The following is a 25,967-nucleotide window of genomic DNA, read 5'->3' on the forward strand; positions in this document are numbered from 1 at the left end:
TTGTTCAGGCAGTAGTCGCGGTGCGTAGCCTTTGACCGAACGTCCTGCCAAGACTGCGATTGCAATGCGTGAACCTTTGGGAGATGCGTTTGAGCGCTACGGAAAAACTTAAGCCTGCCAAGCCAACCATCCATACGCAAACAAACACAATTTCAAGCCCGGCTGCCAGTTCTGCGCCAAGTTCTGCAACTGGCGCCGCATCCGGGGCCTCCGATATGGCCCATATCGTCCTTACATTCGACAATAACCGTCTTGCCAGTGCGCTTTACGGCCAGTTCGATGAGAATCTGGCACGGATTGAGCAGAAGCTCGGCGTTGATGTGCGTTCAAAGGGCAACCAGCTCTCCATTCGCGGAGAACCCACCGCAACCGAACAGGCACGGCGTGCGCTGGATAATCTCTACGAAACCTTGCAGAAGGGCCATGAACTTGGGCCATCCGATGTGGATGGCGCGTTGCGCATGGCCATTGCTGCCGATGATCAGCTGATACTGCCCACCCTTGAGAACAAGGGTAAGCTTTCTTCAGCTCAGATTTCGACGCGCAAGAAAACAATCTTTGCACGCACGCCGGTTCAGGACGCTTATATGCGTGCGCTTGAACGCTCGGAACTGGTTTTTGGCGTTGGTCCCGCGGGTACAGGTAAAACCTATCTCGCAGTTGCTCATGCAGCCATGCTGCTGGAGCGCGGCCTTGTCGAGCGCATCATTCTGTCTCGTCCGGCTGTTGAAGCAGGCGAACGTCTCGGCTTTCTGCCGGGCGACATGAAGGAAAAGGTCGATCCTTACCTTCGTCCGCTTTATGATGCACTTTACGACATGATGCCTGCGGAAAAGGTCGAACGCGCCATTACCGCTGGCGTGATCGAAATTGCACCGCTTGCCTTCATGCGTGGTCGCACATTGGCGCATTCCGCTGTCATTCTTGACGAAGCACAGAATACGACCTCCATGCAGATGAAGATGTTCCTGACCCGTCTTGGCGAAGGTTCGCGCATGATGGTCAATGGCGATCCAAGCCAGATCGATCTTCCGCCCGGTCAGAAATCCGGTCTTGTCGAGGCGCTGCGCGTTCTTGAGGGTGTGGATTCGGTGGTCAAGGTGCGCTTTACCGAAAAGGATGTTGTGCGCCATCCACTGGTGGCCGCCATTGTTGGCGCTTACGACGATGATGCGAAAAAGCATGCCCGGTCAGAATAATTCAAAATTATTCTTGTATTCGCGTAGAATAATGACGATTTAAAAATATTACGTCCGCTTTTTAGCGGACGCTTCTTTTAACAACTGGAAGGATAGAGCGGCTGTTTCATCGCAAGCCGCGGCAGAAGTGTCAGACAACGCGATCCAAATCGATATCATGATCGAAGCCGGCAACTGGCCGGAAGAAACAGTCCTTGAAGGACTTGTGCAGCGCTCCGTGGAGGCGGCCTGGGATAATCTTGGGCTTCAACCCGCCAAGAGCGAACTCAGTCTGGTTTTTACCGACGATGCTTCCATCCGCAAGATCAATGCCGAGTGGCGCAACAAGGACAAGGCCACCAATGTGCTGTCCTTCCCGGCTTACCCTGTAAAGGCTGGCGAGCAGCCAGGCCCGATGCTTGGCGATATCATCATCGCGCGCGAAACGGTTGAACGCGAGGCTGTTGAGGAGGGAAAGCCGCTCGATAACCATCTCACGCATCTGGTCGTGCATGGGTTTTTGCATCTTTTGGGATATGATCATGAGACCGATGATGAGGCCGAGGAGATGGAAAGCCGCGAGCGCGAAATCCTTCATGCTCTTGCCATCCCGGACCCTTATGCTGTATCCGATGTGAACATTGAAACAGATTGATCATGGCTGACCAAAACAACTCATCCACCGCTGGCGATAGCCGAGGCGACACACAGGACACTGAGGGGCAAAGTACGCAGCGCTCGCAATCGAGCGAAAAGCGATCCCTTCTGGCAAATATTTTTCCATTTATGCGTTCGCGGCACTCATCTTCCCTGCGTGAAGATCTCGCTGATGCGCTTTCAAGCACTGAAAGCGAACAGGATTCCGCTTTCTCGCCTGAAGAAAAGGCGATGCTCAACAACATCCTGCGCCTGCGGGAAATCCGTGTCGAAGACGTGATGATCCCGCGTGCTGATGTTGTGGCGATAGAAATTTCCACACCGCTCTGGCAAGCGCTGGAACTGTTTGAAACCTCCGGTCATTCGCGTATGCCGGTCTATGCTGAAACGCTGGATGATCCGCGCGGCATGATCCATATCCGCGATGTTCTCAATTATATCACCAGACAGGCGCGTCAGAACACGCAAAGCGATGCCGGTGAAGCAGGCCCCGCCAAGTTCGATATAGGCCGCATTGATCTTAGCAAAACGATTGGCGAGCTTGATCTCATGCGCAAGGTGCTGTTTGTGCCACCTTCAATGATGGCGAGCGGTTTGATGGCGCGCATGCAGGCAGCGCACATCCAGATGGCACTGGTCATCGACGAATATGGCGGCACTGACGGCCTGGCTTCGCTGGAAGACATCGTTGAAATGGTTGTCGGCGACATCGAAGATGAACATGACGACGAAGAAATCATGATCGCCGAAGAAGCCGATGGCGTGTTTGTCGTTGATGCACGCGCGGACCTTGATGAACTCACACAGAAGATCGGCCCGTCCTTTGAAGCGGGTGAACACGGGGAGGATGTCGATACGGTCGGTGGCCTTATTTTCTCCGTCCTTGGCCGTATTCCGTTGCGCGGTGAAGTCGTACAGGCGATCCCCGGCTACGAGTTCCATGTGCTTGAGGTCGATCCGCGGCGCGTCAAACGCGTGCGTATTGTACCGCTTTCTGAAGCGGACAATCACAGACATCCATCCACGGTGGGCGCCGATGATGCATCCGGCAACACCTCGGAAACATCCAAAGAGGCCTGATGATCGAGAGATTTGCGGGAAGGATCTCTTCATTGAGCGGATGGCGCCGTGCGCTGGTTGCTTTTCTCAGTGGCGCTGTCGCAACGCTGACGCAGCCGCCCTTTGATATTGCCATTGCCGGTTTCGTTGCCTTTCCGCTTCTGGTCTGGCTGATTGACGGTGCTATCCCCGATAAGAACAAAGGCCTGATAAGGCGGTTTTTTCCCGCAGGCTTCATCGGCTGGTGTTTTGGCTTTGGCTATTTCGTGTCGGGCCTGTGGTGGATCGGCACGGCCCTTCTTGTCGATGCAGAGCAATTTGCCTGGGCGGTTCCTTTAGCCGTTCTTGGCCTGCCTGCATTTCTTGCGATTTTCTATGGGTTGGCTGCGATGATCGCGCGCCTGTTCTGGTCGCAGGGCATTGGACGCATCTTCGCGATTGCTTTCGCCTTTGGCTTTGTCGAATGGCTGCGAACCTTTGTTTTCACCGGCTTCCCGTGGAATGCGCTGGGCTATGCGCTCATGCCCACACCGATGATGATGCAATCGGTCGAGATTGTGGGTCTGGTTGGAATGAGTGCGCTTGCGGCCCTTGTTTTTTCCGCACCGGCATTGTTGAGCGGCGGGCGTCTGGCCAAAAGCGGCATTGCTCTGGCCGCAATCTTGCTTGCTGCCCATATTGGCTTTGGCGCATGGACGTTATCGCGTGCACCAGCGCCTGATACGGAGCGTACTACGCTTTCAATCCGCGTGGTTCAGCCCTCCATTTCACAGAGCCTGAAATGGGATGATAACGAACGCCGCGCGATTTTTGACAAGTTCATTGCCATGACAAAACAGCTGCCGGCTGAGGGCAAGCCAAGGCCCGATGTCGTTATCTGGCCTGAAACCGCAGTTCCCTATATCCTTTCGCTGACGCCCGATGCGCTTCAACGCATTTCTGAAGTGATTGACGATGATCAGGTGCTGTTGACAGGGGCAGTGAGGGAGGAACGCGTTCCGCGTCGCGAGCCACGCTATTATAATTCCATCCTGACCATCAACAGCCAGGGTACAATCATTGATTATACCGACAAGGTGCATCTGGTGCCTTTTGGCGAATATCTGCCTTTTGAGCGGACGCTGCGCAGTTGGGGCTTGCAGGAAGTGGTGGAATTGCCCGGTGGCTTCACCGCTGCCAAGACGCGCCACGCAATCAATGTCATGGAAGGGCAGACCTTCCTGCCGCTGATCTGCTATGAGGCGATTTTCCCTGATGAACTGTCTTATACGGGCCGCAAGGTGACGGCGATTGTCAATGTTACCAATGACGCATGGTATGGAGACACGCCGGGGCCTTATCAGCATTTCCGGCAGGCACAGGTGCGATCTGTCGAACAGGGGCTGCCGCTTGTTCGTGCGGCCAATAACGGCATTTCGGCTGTGGTGGATTCTTACGGTCGAATCATAGATGAGTTACCGCTTGATGCGGTGGGCGTCATTGATGCCTATCTGCCGGAGGAACGTGTGCCATTTTGGGGCAATGCCCCCGGTGGCAAACAGACTCTTGCAGTTCTGTTAACCCTACTCGCCATATGCGTGTGGTTCAGGCTGCCTTTCAGCAGGCGTTTTCATTGACACGGCAATTTTGTTAAGCTGTTATATTAGCGCGGTGACGGTTAATTGCGCGAACTCGTCTGACTACCTCCCATATTGATTTTTATCCCTGTTCACATGAACAGGCCATGAATGAAAGCTCGCTGTTGCGAGGAGTGACACTGTATGATTGAGAATAAGAAGAAACCCAACCCCATCGATGTGCATGTGGGCAGCCGCATCCGCCTTCGTCGCAATATGCTGGGTCTCAGTCAGGAAAAATTGGGCGAAAGCCTTGGCATTACATTCCAGCAGATCCAGAAATACGAAAAAGGCACCAATCGCGTTGGCGCGAGCCGTCTTCAGGCAATTTCCTCTGTTCTCACGGTCCCTGTTTCCTTCTTTTTTGAAGATGCACCGGGTTCCAATGCCAGCACGCAGCCAGGCTTTGCCGAAGACAATGAAGCGACCTATGTTGTCGATTTCCTCAGCTCAAATGAGGGCGTGCAGCTGACGCGCGCATTTACAAAAATTGCCGATCCGAAAGTGCGCCGCAAGATTATCGATCTGGTGAAGTCACTGGCGGCCGAGAGCGAATAACCCGTCGCCACGCCAAAAAAAGCGTTTGCCGGGCAAATTTTTTCCGGCAACGCGGTGTCGCAACAAGAATATGCATTGACGGTTTAATCCCAACTTCGCTAACACAAACATGTGCCCGGACCCTGTTTATTGTTCCGGGCGCTACTGTGTTTCCATAACGGATCGTCGTCCGTTGGATTTTCAAGAGGGGTTACCCGTGTCGCGCAGTTCTTATCTCTTCACCAGCGAATCGGTGTCCGAAGGTCATCCGGACAAGGTTTGCGATCGTATTTCCGATGAAATCGTAGACATGATCTACAAGGAGGCGCGCCGTTCGGGCGTTGACCCCTGGTCCGTCCGCGTCGCATGTGAAACGCTGGCCACCACCAATCGCGTGGTTATTGCCGGCGAGGTGCGCGTGCCTGAAACGTTCCTGAAGAAGAATAAGGACGGCACAATTGCGCATGACAAGAATGGTCACCCGCTGATCAATCCTTCACGTTTCCGTTCAGCGGCGCGTAAAGCGATCCGCGAAATTGGCTATGAGCAGGACGGCTTTAACTGGCGCACCGTGAAGATTGATGTGCTTTTGCACCCGCAATCTGCCGATATTGCGCAGGGCGTGGACAACGCAGCCGACCGTCAGGGCGAAGAAGGTGCGGGCGATCAGGGCATCATGTTTGGCTATGCCTGCCGCGAGACCCCTGATCTCATGCCGGCGCCGATTTATTATTCGCACAAGATTCTCGAAAAGCTCGCAGAAGCCCGCCACAAGGGCGAAGGCGATCCGGGCAAGCTCGGCCCTGATGCCAAAAGCCAGGTAACCGTGCGTTATGAGAACGGCGAGGCTGCGGAAGTAACCCAGATCGTTCTTTCCACACAGCATCTGGATGCAAGCTGGGATTCCAGCAAGGTTCGCTCCGTTGTCGAACCCTATATTCGCGAGGCGCTTGGCGATCTTCCGATTGCCGCAAACTGCAACTGGTACATCAACCCGACCGGCAAATTCGTCATCGGCGGACCGGATGGCGATGCAGGCCTGACAGGCCGCAAGATCATCGTGGACACCTATGGCGGCGCAGCTCCGCATGGCGGCGGTGCCTTCTCGGGCAAGGACACGACCAAGGTTGATCGTTCCGCAGCTTATGCCGCGCGCTATCTTGCCAAGAATGTCGTTGCTGCCAATCTTGCAGACCGTTGCACGATCCAGCTTTCCTACGCTATCGGCGTCGCACAGCCGCTTTCCGTCTATGTCGATCTGCATGGCACGGGCAAGGTGGAAGAAGCAGCCGTTGAGGACGCCCTGCGCAAGGTTATGGACCTGTCGCCAAGCGGCATCCGCAAACATCTTGATCTTAACAAGCCGATCTATGCCAAGACGTCGTCCTACGGTCACTTTGGCCGCAAGCCGGGTCGTGATGGTTCTTTCTCATGGGAAAAAACCGATCTCACAAAGGCATTGAAGAGCGCTCTTTCAGCGTGACTGTTTTTAAATGAGCGATGAAAATCATCCCGTACGTGCGGCCGGAAATTTTTTCGGCCGCCGTCATGGCAAGCCGCTTCGTCCGCATCAGAACAGTCTGTTTGAGGATCTGCTGCCGCGCCTGAAACTTGACCCCGACACACCTGCACCGCAGGATTTGCGGACGTTGTTTGATGCGCCGGTTGAAAATGTGCGTATGGAAATCGGCTTTGGTGGTGGCGAACATCTCCATCATGAGAGCGGCCGTTATCCGCAGTCTGGCTTTATCGGTGTCGAGCCTTTCGTCAACGGTATGGCAAAAATGCTCACAGCGCTTCATGACGCGCCACGCCCGAATCTTCGCCTCTATGATGAAGATGCGACCGATGTGCTCGATTGGCTGCCGGATGCGTCGCTTTCTGGAATTGACCTGTTTTATCCCGATCCATGGCACAAGCGTCGCCATTGGAAGCGGCGCTTTGTCAGTGATGCCAATCTCGATCGTTTCGCACGTCTGCTGAAGCCTGGTGCAAAATTCCGCTTTGCGTCCGATATCGAACATTATGTCAATTGGACGCTTCAGCATTGCCGCAGACATCCGGCTTTTGAGTGGCAGGCACAAGGCCCGGACGACTGGAACAATGCCTATGATGGCTGGCCGGGAACCCGTTATGAAGCCAAGGCATTTCGGGAAGGTCGCCGTGCGGCCTACCTCACTTTCATCCGCCTGTAATCTATCTCAGATGCGGGTCTTGAAAAAATCAGCATCGGCTGGTATATAAGTCTCAAATTCTTGGTCGTTTGAACAAGAGTGGGCCCTCCCGGACCCGCTCTTTTTTGTTACCTGCGGCCCAGTGAAGAAGGTTTATCGAGTGAGCGAACACGAACAGGCAGCTGAGGCCGTAACCGCAGATGAGCGTATCATTCGCGAAACGGGCATCGATGCAAAAATAGCATCCATTGTGGAGCCGGTGATCAATACGCTGGGTTTCCGCCTTGTGCGTGTGCGCCTTTCCGGCCTCAATGGCCAGACATTGCAGATCATGGCCGAGCGGTCTGACGGCACCATGACGGTTGAGGATTGTGAATTGTTGAGCCGCACCGTGGCTCCGGTTCTCGATGTCGAAGATCCGATCAGCGGCAAGTATCATCTTGAAATCTCGTCGCCGGGTATTGATCGTCCGATGGTGCGCAAGTCCGATTTTACCGATTGGGCCGGGCACATCGCAAAGGTCGAAACGTCGATTGTTCATGAGGGCCGCAAAAAATTTCGCGGTCGTATCGTGATCGGCGATGGCGATTCGGTCGTGATCGAAAGCGATCAGATTTCCTATGGCAATGAGCCCGTCGTTCGCATTCCCTTCGATCTGATTGCGGATGCGCGTCTGGTTCTGACCGATGATCTGATCCGTGATGCGTTGCGCAAGGACAAAGCTTTGCGTGAAGGCCGCATTCCCGGTGATGATCTGGGCGATGGTCTGCGCGGCGATACGGAAGAAGCAGGTTCAGCGGAATCTGAAACGGAAAAGAAATAAGTTTCAAAGTGAGTTTCAGGCGTCCGGTACTCGAAGAAGGCCGGATGCGTCACCAAGGAGAGACCTATGGCAGTCAGTGCAAACAGGCTGGAACTTCTGCAGATCGCCGATGCGGTCGCACGTGAGAAGTCAATTGACCGCGAGATCGTTCTTGCGGCCATGGCCGATGCGATCCAGAAGGCAGCGCGCTCGCGTTATGGTCAGGAAAGCAACATTCGCGCCGACATCAATGCAAAGTCCGGTGAGATTAAGCTCCAGCGCCTGCTCGAAGTGGTCGAGACTGTCGAAGACTATTCCACGCAGATTTCGCTGTTCACGGCCCGCGACCGCAACCCGGATGCGCAGGTCGGTGATTTCATCGCTGATCAATTGCCTCCAATGGACTTCGGTCGTATTGCTGCGCAGTCTGCCAAGCAGGTCATCGTGCAGAAGGTCCGCGAAGCCGAGCGTGACCGCCAGTATGATGAATTCAAGGATCGTGTCGGCGAAATCGTCAACGGCACCGTCAAGCGCGTTGAATATGGCAATGTGATTGTCGATCTTGGCCGTGGGGAAGCAATTGTTCGTCGTGACGAGCTGATCCCGCGTGAAGCATTCCGCTATGGCGACCGTATCCGCGCTTATGTCTATGACGTTCGTCGCGAACAGCGCGGTCCGCAGATTTTCCTCTCGCGCACTCATCCATCTTTCATGGCGAAGCTGTTCAACATGGAAGTGCCGGAAATTTATGACGGCATCATTGAGATCAAGTCGGTTGCCCGTGATCCGGGTTCGCGCGCCAAGATCGCCGTTGTTTCGCGTGATGCGTCGATTGATCCGGTCGGTGCCTGCGTTGGTATGCGTGGTTCCCGCGTTCAGGCCGTTGTTGCCGAATTGCAGGGTGAAAAGATCGACATCATTCCATGGTCGCCAGATGCGGCTTCCTTCATCGTCAATGCGCTTCAGCCTGCTGAAGTTGCCAAGGTTGTTCTCGATGAAGATGCGGAACGTATTGAAGTTGTGGTTCCGAATGACCAATTATCATTGGCAATTGGTCGTCGCGGTCAGAATGTGCGCCTTGCGTCGCAGTTGACGGGCTGGGACATCGACATCCTGACCGAAGACGAAGAATCCGAACGTCGCCAGAAGGAATTTGCTGAGCGTTCGAACCTCTTCATGGAAGCCCTCAACGTTGATGAGATGGTTGGTCAGGTTCTGGCTTCGGAAGGCTTTGCCTCTGTTGAGGAAATTGCTTACGTTGAGCCGGGTGAAATCGCCTCCATCGATGGTTTCGATGACGATACGGCTGGTGAAATTCAGGATCGCGCCCGCGAATATCTTGAGCGTATCGAATCCGAACAGGATGAGCGCCGCAAAGAACTGGGCGTTGAAGACGAACTTCGCGAGCTTCCGGGCCTCACCACAGCCATGTTGGTTGCGGTTGGCGAAGATGGCGTGAAGAGCATCGAAGACTTCGCCGGTTATGCGGTTGACGATCTGGTCGGCTGGCGTGAGCGCAAGGAAAACGAGACCGTTATACACAGCGGTATCCTGTCGTCGTTCGATGTGTCGCGCGTTGATGCGGAACAGATGATCCTGACGGCACGTTTGAAGGCTGGCTGGATCACCGAAGACGAGCTGGTCGCGACGGAAGTCGAGGAAGAGCTTGAAGCAGGCGAAGAAGAAGCCGCTTCGTAAAATATTTAGAGCGTTTCCTTGTTCACTCAAAACAGGAAACGCTCTAAATTGAGTTTGATATTGTGATGTGGCTTTACCTCTGCTAGGCCGCTGCCAGTTACGTAAGTTGAATAAAAGGCAGTTCATGGCAAAGTCGGCAGCGCGTGTGGAGCAGGATATGAATGACAGAACCTGTATCGTCACACGCGAAAGCGGTTCTGCGGATGATCTGATCCGTTTTGTGGCCGGTCCTGATGGTTCGGTTGTGCCGGACTTGAAGCGTAACCTGCCGGGCAGGGGCTGCTGGGTCAAGGCGGAACGGCGTCTGGTGGACGAAGCTGTCAAGCGCAAGCTGTTTGCGCGGGCGCTGAAGGAAGGTGTAACGCCGCAGGCGGATCTTGGCGCACTGGTTGACCAGTTGCTGACGAAATCTGCACTGGGCAGTCTGGCGCTGGCCCGCAAGTCGGGTGCTGTGGTATCGGGATCGACAAAAGTGGATCAGGCGATCCGCTCCGGCGCTGCGGCTCTGGTGCTGCACGCGCAGGAAGCCGCCACAGATGGTGTGCGCAAGCTAGATCAGGCGCGACGTGTCGTCGTGCATATGGATGGCCCCGAAATCCCGGCCTTCTCTCTTTTCAAGGGGGAAGAAATGGATTTGGCATTTGGGGGTGGAAATGTGATACATGCAGCCGTGCTCGATACAAAGGCAGCCGCCGGGGTCGTGCAACGATTGCTTTTATTGCATCGCTATCGAGGTGAAAGCCCAGTGAATTGAAACGGCGAATTGAAACGGCAGTCCGACACTGCTGTGGTATAAATTAGTAGAGCGGTTCTCTTGAATTCCGAGAATATAGGATCCGCTCTGGAGCATGAACCGGATTGTCGGCTTGATTGGCCTAACCGGATTATGCGCTGAGGTGGATGACCGGAGCATTATTCAAAATGATCTGATCGCGTGGGATAATGCTCGGGTAAAGCAGCAGAAGCTGCGAAGGAAACGGAAACGTAATGAGCGATAAAACAAACGACGACAAGACGCTGAGCGTCAACTCCAAGAAGACGCTGACCATTAAGCGCCCAGGCGTTGAGCAGAGCACCGTGCGCCAGAATTTCAGCCACGGCCGCACAAAGGCTGTCGTCGTTGAAACGAAGAAGCGCAAGTTCTCACGGCCTGATGAGAAGCCTGAAGCGGAAGCGCCGGCACTCAAGCCTGCAGCGCCTGCGCCTGCGGCTCCAGCACCCGTTGCAGCACCCGCCCCAACACCTGCGGCTCCTGTTGCGCCGGCTCCGGTAGCGGCAACGCCAGCACCGGCGCCTGCGCCAGTAGCTCCGGTTGCAGCAAAACCGGCCGCTCCCGCGCCGCAGCCGCCAAAGCCTGCGGCACCTGCCGCCGCTGCACCGCGCCCGCAGACAGCACAGCATCAGCGTCCGGGCCAGCAGCAGTCTCGCTCTGGTCAGCCACAGCGCTCCGGCCAGCAGCAGCGCCCGCGTCCGTCTGATCGCTCAGGCATGGTGCTCAACACGCTGTCGCGTTCAGAAATGGATGCACGCCGCCGTGCGCTTGAAGGTGCTTTGGTTCGTGATGCGGAAGATCGCGTGCGCGCTGCCGAAGAAGCCAAGCGCCGCGCCGAAGAGGATGCACGTCGTGCCAAGGAACGTGAAGAATCCGCTCGCCGTCAGGCTGAAGAAGAAGCACGTCTGAAGGCGGAAGCGGAAGCCAAGGCACGCGCCGCAGCGGAAGCAGCCAAGCGCGCCCCACAGACAGAAACGCGTTCTCCGGAACGTCGTGATGATCAGCGCGCCACGCCGCAGGGTGGACGTCCGCAGCATTCCGGTCGCCCACAGCAGGGTGGTCGTCCCGGTCAGGGACAAGGTCAGCGCCCGGCATCGCCGGCGATTGCAGACGTTATTCCAACGGCAAACAAGCCGCTTCCACAGAGCCAGCAGCGCAAGCCGGGTGGCAATGTGGATGACGATGATCGTCGCGGTCCGGCAGGCGCCCGTCGTGGCACCCCTGCCAAGCCGGAAGTGCGTGCACCAAAGGTGGTGAAGGGTGAAGACGACCGCCGCCGCGGCAAGCTGACGATCTCCAGCAATCTGGAAGATGAAGGCCGTTCGCGTTCGCTTTCGGCAATGCGTCGCCGTCAGGAAAAGTTCAAGCGCTCGCAGATGCAGGAAACCCGCGAAAAGATTTCGCGTGAAGTGGTTATTCCTGAAACGATTACGCTTCAGGAACTCGCACAGCGTATGACCGAGCGTTCGGTTGACATTATCAAGTACCTGATGAAGCAGGGCCAGATGATGAAGCCGGGCGATGTGGTCGATGCCGATATGGCGCAGTTGATCGCTGAAGAATTCGGCCACACCGTGAAGCGCGTTGCTGAGTCGGACGTTGAAGAAGGTATCTTCAACGTGGAAGACGATCAGGGTGCAATGGTTTCGCGTCCACCGGTTGTCACCATCATGGGTCACGTCGATCACGGCAAGACCTCTTTGCTGGATGCGATTCGTCAGGCCAATGTGGTCTCCGGCGAAGCAGGCGGCATTACCCAGCATATCGGTGCCTATCAGGTCGAACAGAACGGTCAGAAAATCACCTTCATCGATACACCGGGCCACGCAGCGTTTACGGCAATGCGTGCACGTGGTGCACAGGCAACCGACATCGCCATTCTGGTGGTCGCAGCCGATGACAGCGTGATGCCGCAGACGATTGAATCGATCAACCATGCCAAGGCGGCTGGTGTGCCGATCATCGTTGCCATCAACAAGATCGACAAGCCGGAAGCCGATGCGCAGAAGGTTCGCACAGCCTTGCTTCAGCACGATGTGTTCGTGGAAACCATGGGCGGTGAAGTGCTCGATGTTGAAGTGTCGGCCAAGAAGAAGCTGAACCTCGACAAGCTGCTTGAAGCTGTTCTGTTGCAGGCCGAAATTCTTGACCTGAAGGCTGATCCGGCCCGTACGGCTGAAGGTGTTGTCATCGAAGCGCAGCTTGATCGCGGTCGTGGTTCTGTTGCAACCGTTCTGGTTCAGAAGGGTACGCTTCGTCCGGGTGATATTATCGCTGCCGGTAATGAATGGGGCCGCGTGCGCGCTCTGGTCAACGACCGTGGTGATCATGTCAAGGAAGCTGGTCCTGCAATGCCGGTGGAAGTTCTCGGTCTTCAGGGCACGCCACAGGCTGGTGACCGCTTCGCGGTTGTTGCCAATGAAGCCAAGGCCCGTGAAATTGCCGAATATCGTCAGCGTCTGGCACGCGATAAGGCCGTGGCACGTCAGTCTGGTCAGCGCGGTTCGCTTGAGCAGATGATGAGCCAGTTGCAGGTGACGGGCACCAAGGAATTCCCGCTTGTCATCAAGGGCGACGTGCAGGGCTCGGTCGAAGCGATTATCTCCGCTCTCGAAAAGCTCGGCACCGACGAAGTGCGTGCGCGCATCGTTCATTCGGGTGCAGGTGGTATCACGGAAAGCGACGTGTCGCTGGCCGAGGCCTCCAATGCCGCGATCATCGGCTTCAACGTGCGTGCCAACAAGCAGGCGCGTGATGCAGCCGACCAGCAGGGCACCGAAATTCGCTACTACAACATCATCTACGATCTGATCGAAGATGTGAAAGCAGCGATGTCGGGTCTTCTGTCGCCAGAACGCCGTGAAACCTTCATTGGTAATGCTGAGATTCTCGAAGTCTTCAACATCACCAAGGTCGGTAAGGTTGCCGGTTGCCGTGTGGTGGATGGTAAGGTTGAACGTGGTGCAGGCGTCCGCCTCATTCGTGACAACGTGGTTATCCACGAAGGCAAGCTCAAGACACTCAAGCGCTTCAAGGATGAAGTGTCCGAAGTGCCGATGGGTCAGGAATGCGGTATGGCGTTCGAAAATTACGACGACATCCGTGCAGGCGATACGATCGAAGCGTTCCGCGTCGAACATATTACCCGTACCCTTTAATGCTGTTATGCCGGGCCGCCCCTTTTATGGGCGGTCCGGTTTTTCATAAATCCGTTGCCCGGTTCCGAGGGTCTGACTCCCGTCTGAATTGTGGTAAATTGCGCTTTATAGCGCTTGCCAATTTGTCGTCATGTTATCGGCCGGCCCCGTGGGGCTGGATTGCGATTCATGGTGTTTATCGAGGATATAGCTATGGCCCGTTCTCCAGACCCCAAAGGCTCGGGTGGCCTTTCCCAGCGGCAGCTCCGCGTGGGCGAGCAGGTGCGTCATGCATTGGCGCAGGTTCTTCAGCGCGGAGAAATCCGTGATGATCTGATTGAGCGCACGGTTATTTCGGTGTCGGAAGTCCGTATGTCGCCGGATCTGAAAATTGCGACCTGTTTCATCACGCCGCTCGGCAGCACCGATGTTCAGGCTGTCATCAAGGCATTGGCCGCAAATGCGAAATTCATTCGTGGACGTGTGGCTCCAAGCCTAAATCAGATGAAATATATGCCGGAATTCCGCTTCCGGGCCGATACCAGCTTCGACAATTTTTCCAAGATTGATGCGCTTCTGCGTTCGCCGGAAGTGGCGCGTGATCTGGCACGTGACAATGATGATGACGGTGAAGCAGATGACGCTTCGCGCAATGGAGACGCATAAAGCATGGCAAGACGGGGCAAGAAAAAAGGCCGTCCGGTTTCTGGCTGGGTTATTTTTGACAAGCCAAAGGGCATGGGATCGACAGAGGCGGTCTCGAAGATCAAGTGGCTGTTCAACGCTGAAAAAGCCGGTCATGCAGGCACGCTTGATCCGCTGGCATCCGGCATGCTGCCGATTGCGCTGGGCGAAGCAACCAAGACCGTGCCTTACGTCATGGATGGAACCAAGGTTTATCGTTTCACGGTGAGCTGGGGTGAAGAGCGCTCGACCGACGATCTGGAAGGCGTTGCCACTAAAAATTCAGACAATCGCCCGTCACGTGCAGATGTCGAGGCTTTGTTGCCCAATTATACCGGCGTCATTTCACAGATTCCGCCACAGTTCTCAGCCATCAAGATTGCAGGCGAGCGCGCCTATGATCTGGCGCGTGAAGGCGAAACGGTTGAAATTCCGGCCCGTGAAGTCGAAATTGACCGTCTTGAGATTGTCGAATTCCCGGACGAGAACCGTACCGAATTTGAAGTCGAATGCTCCAAGGGCACCTATGTGCGATCACTTGCACGCGATATGGGGCGCGATCTTGGCTGCTTTGGCCATATTTCGGACCTGCGCCGCATTGAAGTCGCGCCTTTCACCGATGAGGATATGGTAACGCTGGCCGAGCTTGAAGAAGCATGGCCGCCATTGCCGCCCAAGAAGGAAGAGGGCGAGGCAGAGGCAGAGGTTATCGAGCAGCCAGCGCCGCGCCGCGATTTTTCGGCACTTGATGCGCTGATCATTGATACAGGCGCAGCCCTTGATTGCCTGCCGCAGGTGGCTCTGTCTGATGATCAGGCACAGCGCGTGCGCCTTGGGAACCCGGTCATCATCCGGGGCCGTGATGCGCCACTGGAAGCGGATGAGGCTTGCGTAACATCACATGGCAAGTTGCTTGCCATTGGCTATATTGAGCATGGTCAGTTCAAGCCCAAGCGTGTGTTCACCGCAGCATAACCGAACCAGTGGTTTCTATAGAGTTTCAGCGCGCCGTGACCCCGATGGTTTCACGGCGCGCTTTGTTTTCAGGCGGCTTGAAACTGATCAAAGGCGCGAATGGCGTCGGCGGCATACATAAGGGCCGGGCCACCGCCCATATAGACGCACATCGCCATAACCTCGGCCACTTCCTGCCGGGTTGCGCCAAGATTGTGAAGCGCCTTTGCGTGAAAGCCGATGCAACCATCGCAACGCTGCGTCACACCGATTGCAAGCGCAATCAGTTCTTTCGTTTTCTGATCCAGTTCACCGGATGCGCCCGCACTTTTTGCAAGCGCATGGAACGCCTGCATGGTTTCGGGCACCATTTTGCGCAGCTCGCCGCTATATTGCGATATGTCCTTGGTGATGTCCTGATAGTTCTTGGTCACGGTTTTGCCCTTTTGTCTTGCGTTTCAATTCATATTTTTATAATATCACAAAAATATAAATCGTAAAGAGGCAACAGTGTCCATCAATCAAGAAATGCCGGCTCGGGCAGATATCGTGTCCAATTTTCTAAAAGGACTGGCCAATCCGCATCGGCTTCTCATTCTGTGCGAGCTGGTGAATGGCGAAAAAAGCGTGACCGATCTCATCAACGCAACAGGCATTGCACAGACGTCAATGTCCCAGCATCTTAACAAGCTGAAGGAGGAAGGCATTCTCAGCTATCGCCGGGAACACAGATTGCTCTTCTACAAGATTGAACATCCGGCTGTGATGGAAGTCATGGCTGTGCTTTATGCCCATTTTTGCCCAAAAGACCCATTATGATGAATTGGCCAATAGGTTTCGCCGTTGCAGACGTTAGATGACTGACCTCTTTCAATTCGAGCGGATTTGCTTTATAGGCACAGCGAGCAATGGGATATGCCTGCTGCTTTCATGGCCCGCGCTGGACGACATCCCGGCCTGGGCGTCTGTTTTTCCTCTCATCAAGAAAGGGTGTACGATGTCGATTACTGCTGAGCGCAAACAAGCACTTATCAAGGAATACGCCACCAAGGAAGGCGATACCGGTTCTCCTGAAGTACAGGTTGCCGTTCTTTCCGAGCGTATTGCCAACCTCACCGAACACTTCAAGGGCCACAAGAATGACAATCATTCGCGTCGCGGCCTTCTGAAGCTGGTTTCGCAGCGTCGCCGTCTTCTTGACTATGTCAAGGGCATCGACCAGTCGCGTTATCAGGCGCTGATTACCCGTCTGGGCCTGCGCCGCTAACGGTAAATCGGGCGACGTCTCAAAACGTCGCCCGTTTGTTTTACGAGCGCATCTTGCAAGATGCGCGCAGACTTACCGACTGTATTCCAAGGACGAGCGGATAGCCGCTATCCTGAAAGAGAATGCGTTTAAAGGGCAAAAGCCCATCTGGCATGAGACGGTGCACCGGGTGCATTCCGTCATGCCAACCGAGCCATAAGGCTCATGACCTGGACCAGTCATGGGGCAGGATTGCAGGTGGTTCGTGCAAGAGAATATTCCGGGTTGAATATTCTGGTCATAACGAACTTCCCGTTGTCTTGCCCGTGGCGTGTCCGCCAACCCGGATGATGTCCCAGCGCTTTTGCGCGGCGTCTCCATATAAGGACGAGATATGTTCAATACACATAAAGTAGAAATCGAATGGGGCGGTCGTCCGCTTACACTCGAAACCGGTAAGATCGCCCGTCAGGCTGACGGTGCCGTTCTTGCAACCTACGGCGAAACCGTTGTTCTGGCGACTGTCGTTTCTGCCAAGGAACCAAAGCCGGGTCAGGATTTCTTCCCGCTGACCGTAAACTATCAGGAAAAGACCTACGCAGCTGGCAAGATTCCTGGTGGATATTTCAAGCGTGAAGGCCGTCCAAGCGAAAACGAAACGCTTGTTTCGCGTCTGATTGACCGTCCGATCCGCCCACTGTTCGTTGATGGCTACAAGAACGATACACAGGTTGTTCTCACCGTCATTCAGCATGACCTTGAAAACAATCCGGACATTCTGTCGATGGTTGCAGCATCGGCTGCACTGACCCTTTCCGGCGTTCCTTTCATGGGCCCGATCGGTGGCGCGCGCGTCGGTTACATCAACGGCGAATATGTGCTGAACCCGAATATCGACGAAATGCCGGAATCGAAGCTTGATCTGGTTGTTGCCGGTACTGCTGATGCCGTTCTGATGGTGGAATCGGAAGCACAGGAACTCTCCGAAGATGTCATGCTCGGCGCTGTTGTTTTCGGACAGCAGGGCTTCCGTCCCGTCATCGATGCGATCATCAAGCTTGCTGAAGTTGCAGCCAAAGAACCACGTGACTTCCAGCCGGAAGACCTGTCGGACCTTGAAGCCAAGATGCTCGCAGTTGTTGAAAACGATCTGCGCGATGCTTACAAGATCACCGAAAAGCAGGCGCGTTATCTGGCTGTTGACGCTGCCAAGGCCAAGGCGAAAGATCACTTCTTCCCCGAAGGCGTTGAAGAACCGGAATTCTCGACTGAACAATTTGCTACTGTTTTCAAGCATCTTCAGGCGAAGATCGTTCGCTGGAACATTCTGGATACCGGCAGCCGTATTGATGGTCGTGATCTTTCGACCGTTCGTTCGATCGTTTCGGAAGTTGGCCTTCTGCCACGCACCCACGGCTCGGCGCTGTTCACCCGCGGTGAAACACAGGCCATCGTTGTTGCCACGCTTGGCACCGGCGAAGATGAGCAGATGATTGACGCACTGACGGGGACCTACAAGGAATCCTTCATGCTGCATTACAACTTCCCGCCATATTCGGTCGGTGAAACAGGCCGTATGGGTTCGCCAGGCCGTCGTGAAATCGGTCATGGCAAGCTCGCATGGCGCGCAGTCCACCCAATGCTGCCAGCTACTGAACAGTTCCCATACACGATCCGCGCTGTTTCCGAGATTACCGAATCCAACGGTTCGTCATCGATGGCTACCGTTTGCGGCACCTCGCTGGCGCTGATGGATGCAGGCGTTCCAATCATCCGTCCGGTCGCTGGTATTGCGATGGGCTTGATCAAGGAAGGCGAACGCTTCGCTGTTCTCTCCGATATTCTCGGTGATGAAGATCACCTCGGCGACATGGATTTCAAGGTTGCCGGTACGGAAAACGGCATCACTGCTCTTCAGATGGACATCAAGATCGACGGTATCACCGAAGAGATCATGAAGGTTGCTCTGGAACAGGCAAAGGGCGGTCGCGTTCACATTCTGGGTGAAATGAGCAAGGCTCTTTCCACCTCGCGTGAAGAACTCGGTGAGTTTGCTCCGCGCATCGAAGTGATGAACATTCCAACCGACAAGATCCGTGATGTTATCGGCTCGGGCGGCAAGGTCATTCGCGAAATCGTCGAAAAGACAGGCGCGAAGATCAACATCGAAGACGATGGTACGGTCAAGATTGCTTCGTCCAACGGCAAGGAAATCGAAGCCGCCAAGAAGTGGATTCATTCGATTGTTGCAGAACCGGAAGTCGGCGAAATCTACGAAGGTACGGTGGTTAAGGCCGCTGACTTCGGCGCTTTCGTGAACTTCTTCGGTCCACGCGATGGTCTGGTTCACATTTCGCAGCTGGCTGCTGACCGCGTTGCCAAGACCACGGATGTGGTCAAGGAAGGCCAGAAAGTCTGGGTCAAGCTCATGGGCTTTGACGAGCGTGGCAAGGTTCGCCTGTCGATGAAGGTTGTCGATCAGGAAACCGGCAAGGAAATCGTTGCTGAAAAGAAGGCAGAAGCCGACGCTGAATAAGCGCTGCAGTCTGCAATCAATTGAGAAAGAGCGCGTCCCAGGGCATTTGGGGCGCGCTTTTTTGTTGCGCGCAGAACAATTGAACGGCATGGGTGAAGCATGATGACACCAGCACAAAAAACACTGTTTCTGCCGTTCGAGCAGGATATTCTGGATATGCCTGAAGAGGGCCAGTCCTTCCTCGCCTGTGGAATTTCTGCGGACCGGTCGCTTGAGGACGAATGGAAGCAGGCGCTGACCTGCCTGCAACCATGGCGCCCGGATTTTCTGGCGCTGAAAAAGGAAGGCTTTCAGGTTGAGCCGAGGTTGCCCGACAGTGCGCGTTTTTCCGGCGGGCTACTTCTGCTCGGAAAACATCGCGGGCGCAATGAGGCGTGGTTTGCGGAGCTTTTGACGCGTGTTGAGCCGGGTGGCTGGATCGTTGTCTGTGGCGACAAGAAACTGGGCGTTGACAGTTTCCGCAAATGGGTCGGCAATATTGCGCAAATCAGCGACCGCCTGTCCAAGAACCATGCCGTGGCATTCTGGTTGCAGCGTCCGGCTGATCTCGATGATGACTTCATCCATGCGTTGAAACCGCTGGCAGCTGATATTGACGAAGTGTTCCGCACCGAACCCGGCATGTTCTCACATGGCGCCATCGACAAGGGTTCCGCGCTGCTCGTTCCCCATATGGAAAAGATCGTGTTCGGCCATGTTGCGGATTTGGGTGCTGGCTGGGGCTATCTTGCAGCACAAAGCTTGAAACATGTGGATCGCCTCAAGAGCATCGATCTCTTCGAGGCTGATTACGAGGCACTGGAAGCCGCTCGCGGCAATCTGCAGCGTCTCAGTCCGTCTGTGCCGATTGCGTTCAACTGGTTTGACGTGACGAGTGAAAAGCTGACGGGCATTTATGACACCGTCATCATGAACCCGCCCTTTCACGAAGGACGGGCGACCGACATGTCGCTTGGTCAGACGTTTATTGCTGCGGCTGCCTCACGGCTCAAGGTTGGCGGACGCTTGCTGATGGTTGCAAACCGCCAGTTGCCCTATGAGGCGACACTCAAGAGCGCGTTCAAGAATGTGAGTGTGCTTGAAGAGGCAAATGGCTTCAAAATCTTTGATGCAAAAAAGTAATTAAAAAAGCCACCCTCGCAGGTGGCTTTTTTGTTGGTGAAAACAAAGCTTATTCGCCGCGTTCGGCATCTGAGCTTTTGAGTTCTTCCAGGGTGGGCATCGAAACGATGTTATAGCCCGAATCCACATAATGGATTTCGCCGGTCACACCGCTCGAAAGATCCGACAGCAGATAAACAGCCGATTTGCCGACGTCGTCGATATCGACGGTGCGACGCAGTGGCGAATTGCGGCGCTGATAGCTGAAGATTGCGCGTGCATCGCCAATGCCGGCACCAGCCAGCGTGCGCACAGGACCGGCTGAGATCGCGTTCACACGAATGCCCTGCGGGCCGTAATCGGCAGCCAGATAACGAACCATCGCTTCAAGAGCTGCTTTTGCGACGCCCATGACGTTGTAGTTCGGGATCGTGCGGGTCGAACCGCCATAGGTCAGCGTCAGGATCGAGCCGCCGTCCTTCATGAGCTTTTCTGCACGCTGTGCCATTTCGGTGAAGGAGTAGGCGGAAATCACCATGGTGCGACTGAAATTATCACGTGTGGTGACGTCTGCGTAACGTCCCTTCAGCTCCGTTTTATCCGAGAAGCCGATGGCATGAACGATGAAATCGAGCTTACCCCATTTCTTCTCGATTTCAGCAAAAACAGCGTCAACTGAAGCGATATCTTCAACATCACAAGGCAGAACCATATCCGAACCGACTTGTTCGGCCAGCGGCTTTACGCGTTTACCGAGCGCATCACCCTGATAGGTGAATGCCAGTTCGGCGCCCTGTGCTGCAAGCTGCCTAGAAATTCCCCATGCGAGTGAATGATTATTCGCGACCCCCATAATGAGGCCGCGTTTACCTTGCATCAAGCCTTCCATATTTTCCCTCTCTCTCAGCTCTCGTAACGCTGGAAAACCAGCGTCGCATTGGTGCCGCCAAACCCGAAGGAGTTGGAAAGCACGGTGTTGAGCTGAGCATTATCAATACGCTTGCGGACGATAGGCATGTCCGCGAAGGCAGGATCCAGTTCTTCGATGTGAGCGCTTTCGCAGATGAAGTTGTTCTTCATCATCAAAAGCGAGTAAATTGCTTCCTGCACGCCCGTTGCACCCAGCGAATGGCCGGTCAGCGACTTTGTGGCGGCAATGGGCGGGCAGGCATCGCCCGATCCGAAAATCTGGCGAATGGCGTCGATTTCCGGTGCATCGCCTGCAGGTGTCGAAGTGGCGTGCGGATTGATGTAGTCAATCTTGCCCTTGACGGTTGAAAGCGCCATTTTCATGCAGCGGATCGCGCCTTCGCCCGAAGGCGCAACCATGTCGTAGCCGTCAGATGTCGCACCATAGCCGACGATTTCGCCGTAAATTTTGGCGCCACGCGCAAGGGCTGTTTCAAGGTCTTCCAGCACGAGAACGCCAGCACCACCTGCAATCACAAAACCATCGCGGTTCTTGTCATAGGCGCGCGAAGCAGTTGACGGCGTGTCATTATATTTTGACGACATGGCACCCATGGCATCAAACAGCACCGAAAGGGTCCAGTCGAGGTCTTCACAGCCACCCGCGAAAACGCGGTCCTGCTTGCCATACTGAATCATTTCATAGGCATTGCCGATGCAATGATTCGATGTCGCACAAGCTGACGAGATCGAATAATTCACGCCCTTGATCTTAAAGAAGGTCGCGAGCGTTGCCGATGCGGTCGAGCTCATGGCTTTCGGCACGGCAAAAGGGCCAACGCGTTTGGGGCCTTTTTCACGTGTGATGTCGGCACTGTCGACAATCGTGCGTGTCGAAGGACCGCCGGAACCCATGATGATGCCTGTGCGGTCGTTGGAGACTTCCTCTTGCGAAAGTCCGGCATCGGCAATCGCCTGATCCATGGCGATGTGGTTCCAGGCCGTACCACGGCCATGGAAACGCATGGCGCGGCGGTCTACAAGCGCCTCGACATCGATCTTCGGGGTGCCGTGTACCTGACAACGGAATCCGAGTTCGGCATATTCTTCAGCACGGGAAATGCCGGATTTGGCCTCACGCAGAGAGGTTGTAACCTCTTCGGTGTTATTTCCAATTGAGGATACGATCCCCATACCCGTTACGACCACACGCCGCATCGCGTTCTCCTTTGCACCTGTTTCGTGTGATCAGCCGGCGAGGCTGACCTCTTAACGATTAGATAGGTGCGATCTTCGCATGTTTTGAGCGCGGCCGTATGAAAACTCGATGTTTTCTACGGTCGCGCCCGTGAATGATGATAAATTTAAGCGCTTTCGCTGTCTTTCGAAAGGCCAACACGCAGGTCGCTTGCCTTATAGATGGTTTCGCCGTCTGCTTTCAGCCAGCCATCGGCTGTGCCCAGAACAAGACGACCGCGCATCACACGCTTGAAGTCAATGCCATATTGCAGAAGCTTGGTGGTCGGGCGAACCATGCCCTTGAACTTCACTTCGCCGGTGGACAGCGCCATACCACGACCGGGTTCACCCAGCCAGCCAAGGAAGAAGCCCGTCAGCTGCCACATGCCGTCGAGGCCAAGACAGCCCGGCATGATTGGGTTGCCCTGAAAATGGCATGGGAAGTACCAGTCGTCGGGGCTGACGTCGTATTCGGCACGGATATAGCCCTTGTCGAACTCGCCGCCTGTTTCGGAAATTTCGGTGATGCGGTGCACCATCAGCATTGGCGGCAGGGGGAGCTGTGCATTGCCGGGACCGAACAACTCGCCGCGCGCGCAGCTCAAGAGCTCTTCATACCCGTAGCTCGATTTCTGTTCTGCCATTACGCCTCCCTTGAGGATTATTCTGCTGTGACCATTTCTGCGTCAGAAACGGTCGGGTTGTCGTCTTTCGGGAACACCTCTAACACAGAGTGTTTCCATCAGTAAAATAGTGCCGTTGGCTTTCCAAAAAAAGGCGGGATTGCCATGCCTATTGATACTTAATCCGCAACGGCATATATCAATGTCAGTATGCAATGGGCAACAGCCCGTTTAATGTTTGACGAAATTGCTACAAGCTTGTGACGGATCCAAGGGTGAAAATGCAGAATTATCATGCCAGCCACTCGATGGTTTCAATGGAAGAGCGGCTTCGCGGCGCGGGTTTGCGCCCGACGCGCCAGCGTGTTTCGCTTGCCAATCTGATCTATGCGCAGGGCGACCGCCATCTTTCCGCTGAAGACCTTCATGAAGAAGCAGTCCTCGCAAATGTGCCGGTCTCGCTTGCGACTGTCTACAACACGCTGCACCAGTTCACCGAAGCCGGCATGCTGCGCATTATTGCGGTCGAAGGGTCGAAAACTTATTTCGATACCAATATTTCCGACCACCAGCATTTCTTCCTCGAAGGCGAGAATGTGGTTTTCGATATACCGCACGGTGAGCGTGGACAGCCAACCGTTTCCAACATGCCCGAAGCGCCGCAGGGTATGGAAATCGTCAATGTGGACATTATCGTCCGCCTTCGCCGCAAGACGCGTTAGGCATTTGGTATAATTTTCTAAAAAGGCAGCCTTTTCGGGCTGCTTTTTTGTTGCGCGCTGAAGTCTAAAATGATTCATCCGACCCATCCCTTTCTCAGGCGCATTTGAAAGCGGTCCTCCCAACCGGGCATGAATGCGTCGATAACGATTTGACAGGAGACGTCTATGCGTAAGTTGATCATTGCGGCCACCGCATTCGCCCTTTTCTCAACGGCAAGCGCTTTTGCCGAAAAGATCCGCATAGGCGTGACGCCCGGTCCGCATGCGCAGATCATGGAAAAGGTCAAGGAAGTTGCAGCGACCAAGGGCATGGACATCGATATTCAGGAATTTTCTGACTATGTGATTCCCAACATGGCGCTGGCCGATAAGGCCCTTGAGGCCAATTCCTTCCAGCATCAGCCCTATCTCGACAATCAGGTTGCAGATCGCGGCTTTCCCATTGAGACCGTGGCACAAACGGTCAATTTCCCGATGGGCCTCTATTCGAAAAAGCTGAAAAATATCTCGGAACTGGCGGATGGTGCCACCATTGCCATCCCGAATGATCCGACCAATGGCGGTCGCGCGCTGCTGGTGCTTGCCGATAATGGTCTGATCAAGCTTGATTCTTCGAAAGGCCTGAAGGTTACATCAATCGATGTGATGGAAAACCCGAAGAACCTGAAGTTCGTGGAACTGGATGCAGCGCAACTGCCGCGCTCACTCGAAGATGTGGATGCTGCGGTCATCAACACCAATTACGCCTTGGAAGCAGGCCTCAACCCGGCAGGCGATGCCCTGATCCGCGAAGGTGAAAAGGCGCCTTATGTCAATGTGCTGGTCGTGCGCAGCGAAGACAAGGATGCTGAATGGGTCAAGACGCTCATCAGCAGCTATCACAGCCCGGAAGTGAAGCAGTTTATTGCAGAAACCTTCAAGGGCTCGGTTATTCCAGCCTGGTAAGAACCCATAAAGAATAGGAATGAAAAGCGGGACGAGCAATCGCCCCGCTTCTTTATTATGCCTTGATTTCCATCAGGATATTGGCAAATGGAAGTCCGTTGTCATCCTGCGCACGGCGGCTGATTTCCCGAAAACCAAGCTTTTGATAAAACGCACAAGCGCTTCTATTGTCGGCATAAACCTCAAGTGAGAGTTTGCCTTTCTTTGCCAGAGCATGGTTGATTAAACGGCGCCCGATGCCATGGCCCTGATCGTGCGGATCGACAAACAGTCCGCCGATAAAGCTGTCCAGCAGGCCGATAAAGCCCACAGGCCTGCGCTCAAGGACCGCAACAAAAGTTTCGGACTTTTCCAGATACACGTCTTCGATCAGCTTTTGTTGCTTGCGCAGCAAATCCTGACCCAGAAATGCATGGGCTTCCATCGAAGCGCGATACCAGATGGACGACAAACTTGGTTTGTCCGTCGCTTCATAAGCGCGGATGTCGATAATCCTGTTTTTCATGATGTTTCCAGAGTTTTGATATGCACAAAAATCCCACCCCGCTGGGTGAGGTCCAAATCCGTTAAAACGGCAACAATGAACGTCTGCGCATAAAACTCCTTCTTATCTTTGCTTCGTGAGAATTAACCTCACAAACTGTGTAGCGTCAAGATAGGGGCGATACAGGATCAGTCAAACACCTCATCCGGGTAAACTCCCCAGAGGTCGGATTGTTTGATCCAGCCACGCGTACCCTGCACGTCCATCCGGCACCATTGCCCGTTGCATTCGCGCACGGTGCCGATCACATTGGGCTCAATTTCTGCTGCGACGCTGGCCGTTTCCACTGGATCACGGCGCATGATGATCATGGAGCCTGCATCGTTTTTGAGCCAGGGTGCTGTCACAGCCGTGCGCTTGCCGGAAAGAAGTGACTGATAGACCCAGCCTTCCGTGCCATCGGCATCGCGGATGCGGCGCCAGTTGTCATATTCCTGAATGATTTCGACAGGTAGGCCGGATTTCATGAACAGCCACGAAACCGCATAATCACGTCCCGGCCCGATGCGCAGATTGACGCGCGCCGGTTTGAGACTGACAAAGCGCGGCACAGGCAGCCCGCTTGCACCAAGTGTGGTGCCGGCGGGGGATGCGGCATTGGCGGCGTGCGTGGTTGGTGCGCCAAGAGATGCGATGACCAAAAGCAATGCGATGCTGCAAAGCACTGCGATGAAAAAGCGTTGCGAAAGTACTCGGTACAATTCTGACCTCTCGCCGTCCTGTCATGTCGATGCAGTTTCAGGACAGGGGGAGGAGCGTCTGAAACCGCTGAATTAATAAATTTCGCGGTTTTCCCGCGTTTGATGCCGTTTTAACGATTCTGTTTTTCTTTGT

Annotated in this window: 25 protein-coding genes; 19 read left to right on the top strand and 6 right to left on the bottom strand. The window is 54.8% G+C overall.

The genetic code is table 11. From position 1 onward, the window contains the following. Positions 1–89: 89 nt before the first annotated feature. The 13 genes from ABE527_RS00515 to truB all read left to right on the top strand — a co-directional run bounded on the left by ABE527_RS00515 (position 90) and on the right by truB (position 15,289). A complete protein-coding gene (locus tag ABE527_RS00515; protein WP_265982541.1) occupies positions 90–1,199 on the top strand; it encodes a PhoH family protein in 1,110 nt (369 codons plus the stop codon). Positions 1,200–1,326: 127 nt separating this feature from the next. Beyond that, positions 1,327–1,833, top strand: a complete 507-nt coding sequence (gene ybeY, locus ABE527_RS00520; RefSeq protein ID WP_499695793.1) for an rRNA maturation RNase YbeY — start codon at positions 1,327–1,329, stop codon at positions 1,831–1,833. A 2-nt stretch (positions 1,834–1,835) separates the two neighbouring features. Beyond that, entirely contained in the window at positions 1,836–2,915 is a 1,080-nt protein-coding gene (locus ABE527_RS00525; protein ID WP_499693236.1) for a hemolysin family protein, read from the top strand. Next, positions 2,915–4,510, top strand: a complete 1,596-nt coding sequence (gene lnt, locus ABE527_RS00530; RefSeq protein ID WP_499695794.1) for an apolipoprotein N-acyltransferase — start codon at positions 2,915–2,917, stop codon at positions 4,508–4,510. Before ABE527_RS00525 ends, lnt begins: the two co-directional genes overlap by 1 nt. Before the next feature lie 144 nt (positions 4,511–4,654). Next, on the top strand, positions 4,655–5,068 hold the full coding sequence (locus tag ABE527_RS00535; RefSeq protein WP_265982546.1) for a helix-turn-helix domain-containing protein: 414 nt from the start codon (positions 4,655–4,657) through the stop codon (positions 5,066–5,068). Between the two features lie 196 nt (positions 5,069–5,264). After that, positions 5,265–6,530, top strand: a complete 1,266-nt coding sequence (gene metK, locus ABE527_RS00540; protein ID WP_265982547.1) for a methionine adenosyltransferase — start codon at positions 5,265–5,267, stop codon at positions 6,528–6,530. A 10-nt stretch (positions 6,531–6,540) separates the two neighbouring features. After that, positions 6,541–7,242 carry a tRNA (guanine(46)-N(7))-methyltransferase TrmB gene (gene trmB / locus ABE527_RS00545; protein ID WP_265982548.1) on the top strand — a complete coding sequence of 234 codons (702 nt, stop codon included), beginning with the start codon at positions 6,541–6,543 and terminating at the stop codon, positions 7,240–7,242. Positions 7,243–7,381: 139 nt separating this feature from the next. Next, complete coding sequence (rimP, locus tag ABE527_RS00550; protein ID WP_265982549.1) at positions 7,382–8,044, top strand: ribosome maturation factor RimP; 663 nt, start codon at positions 7,382–7,384, stop codon at positions 8,042–8,044. 66 nt (positions 8,045–8,110) lie between these two features. After that, entirely contained in the window at positions 8,111–9,721 is a 1,611-nt protein-coding gene (nusA, locus tag ABE527_RS00555) for a transcription termination factor NusA (protein ID WP_265982550.1), read from the top strand. Between the two features lie 124 nt (positions 9,722–9,845). Further along, positions 9,846–10,475 (top strand): RNA-binding protein, encoded by a 630-nt coding sequence (locus ABE527_RS00560; RefSeq protein WP_265982551.1) that lies wholly within the window; start codon positions 9,846–9,848, stop codon positions 10,473–10,475. A gap of 233 nt (positions 10,476–10,708) precedes the next feature. After that, positions 10,709–13,651 (top strand): translation initiation factor IF-2, encoded by a 2,943-nt coding sequence (gene infB, locus ABE527_RS00565; RefSeq protein WP_499695795.1) that lies wholly within the window; start codon positions 10,709–10,711, stop codon positions 13,649–13,651. Between the two features lie 192 nt (positions 13,652–13,843). Then, on the top strand, positions 13,844–14,296 hold the full coding sequence (rbfA, locus tag ABE527_RS00570; RefSeq protein WP_265982553.1) for a 30S ribosome-binding factor RbfA: 453 nt from the start codon (positions 13,844–13,846) through the stop codon (positions 14,294–14,296). Between the two features lie 3 nt (positions 14,297–14,299). Next, complete coding sequence (truB, locus tag ABE527_RS00575; protein ID WP_265982554.1) at positions 14,300–15,289, top strand: tRNA pseudouridine(55) synthase TruB; 990 nt, start codon at positions 14,300–14,302, stop codon at positions 15,287–15,289. A 68-nt stretch (positions 15,290–15,357) separates the two neighbouring features. On the opposite strand, the gene ABE527_RS00580 is transcribed toward truB, so the two are convergent. After that, positions 15,358–15,702 carry a carboxymuconolactone decarboxylase family protein gene (locus ABE527_RS00580; protein ID WP_265982555.1) on the bottom strand — a complete coding sequence of 115 codons (345 nt, stop codon included), beginning with the start codon at positions 15,700–15,702 and terminating at the stop codon, positions 15,358–15,360. A 115-nt stretch (positions 15,703–15,817) separates the two neighbouring features. Here ABE527_RS00580 and ABE527_RS00585 point away from each other — a divergent pair, with 115 nt between their 5' ends. From ABE527_RS00585 to ABE527_RS00600, 4 genes are all read left to right on the top strand, one after another. After that, entirely contained in the window at positions 15,818–16,087 is a 270-nt protein-coding gene (locus ABE527_RS00585; protein WP_265982556.1) for an ArsR/SmtB family transcription factor, read from the top strand. Between the two features lie 178 nt (positions 16,088–16,265). After that, positions 16,266–16,535, top strand: coding sequence for a 30S ribosomal protein S15 (gene rpsO, locus ABE527_RS00590; protein WP_265982558.1), 270 nt, complete (start codon positions 16,266–16,268; stop codon positions 16,533–16,535). A 373-nt stretch (positions 16,536–16,908) separates the two neighbouring features. Further along, positions 16,909–19,050, top strand: coding sequence for a polyribonucleotide nucleotidyltransferase (gene pnp / locus ABE527_RS00595; protein WP_499695796.1), 2,142 nt, complete (start codon positions 16,909–16,911; stop codon positions 19,048–19,050). Between the two features lie 99 nt (positions 19,051–19,149). Next, a complete protein-coding gene (locus tag ABE527_RS00600; protein WP_499695797.1) occupies positions 19,150–20,172 on the top strand; it encodes a class I SAM-dependent methyltransferase in 1,023 nt (340 codons plus the stop codon). Between the two features lie 49 nt (positions 20,173–20,221). Here the strand turns inward: ABE527_RS00600 and fabI are convergent, their stop codons facing one another. The 3 genes from fabI to fabA form a co-directional block, all read right to left on the bottom strand. Continuing rightward, a complete protein-coding gene (gene fabI / locus ABE527_RS00605) occupies positions 20,222–21,040 on the bottom strand; it encodes an enoyl-ACP reductase FabI (protein ID WP_265982564.1) in 819 nt (272 codons plus the stop codon). A 14-nt stretch (positions 21,041–21,054) separates the two neighbouring features. Further along, a complete protein-coding gene (fabB, locus tag ABE527_RS00610) occupies positions 21,055–22,278 on the bottom strand; it encodes a beta-ketoacyl-ACP synthase I (RefSeq protein ID WP_265982566.1) in 1,224 nt (407 codons plus the stop codon). 146 nt (positions 22,279–22,424) lie between these two features. Then, complete coding sequence (gene fabA / locus ABE527_RS00615; RefSeq protein WP_265982569.1) at positions 22,425–22,943, bottom strand: 3-hydroxyacyl-[acyl-carrier-protein] dehydratase FabA; 519 nt, start codon at positions 22,941–22,943, stop codon at positions 22,425–22,427. Between the two features lie 260 nt (positions 22,944–23,203). On the opposite strand from fabA, the gene irrA reads away from it, so the two are divergent. Continuing rightward, on the top strand, positions 23,204–23,644 hold the full coding sequence (irrA, locus tag ABE527_RS00620; RefSeq protein WP_265982571.1) for an iron response transcriptional regulator IrrA: 441 nt from the start codon (positions 23,204–23,206) through the stop codon (positions 23,642–23,644). A gap of 165 nt (positions 23,645–23,809) precedes the next feature. Further along, positions 23,810–24,589 carry a MetQ/NlpA family ABC transporter substrate-binding protein gene (locus tag ABE527_RS00625; protein ID WP_499695798.1) on the top strand — a complete coding sequence of 260 codons (780 nt, stop codon included), beginning with the start codon at positions 23,810–23,812 and terminating at the stop codon, positions 24,587–24,589. 55 nt (positions 24,590–24,644) lie between these two features. On the opposite strand, the gene ABE527_RS00630 is transcribed toward ABE527_RS00625, so the two are convergent. Next, the gene (locus tag ABE527_RS00630) at positions 24,645–25,094 is read right to left on the bottom strand and encodes a GNAT family N-acetyltransferase (protein WP_499695799.1); all 450 of its coding nucleotides are present in this window, start codon (positions 25,092–25,094) and stop codon (positions 24,645–24,647) included. 167 nt (positions 25,095–25,261) lie between these two features. Further along, a complete protein-coding gene (locus ABE527_RS00635; protein ID WP_499693244.1) occupies positions 25,262–25,834 on the bottom strand; it encodes an SH3 domain-containing protein in 573 nt (190 codons plus the stop codon). Positions 25,835–25,967: the final 133 nt, after the last annotated feature.

The sequence above is a fragment of the Brucella sp. TWI432 genome, assembly GCF_039674445.1.
GTDB classification, from domain to species: Bacteria; Pseudomonadota; Alphaproteobacteria; order Rhizobiales; family Rhizobiaceae; genus Brucella; species Brucella chromiisoli.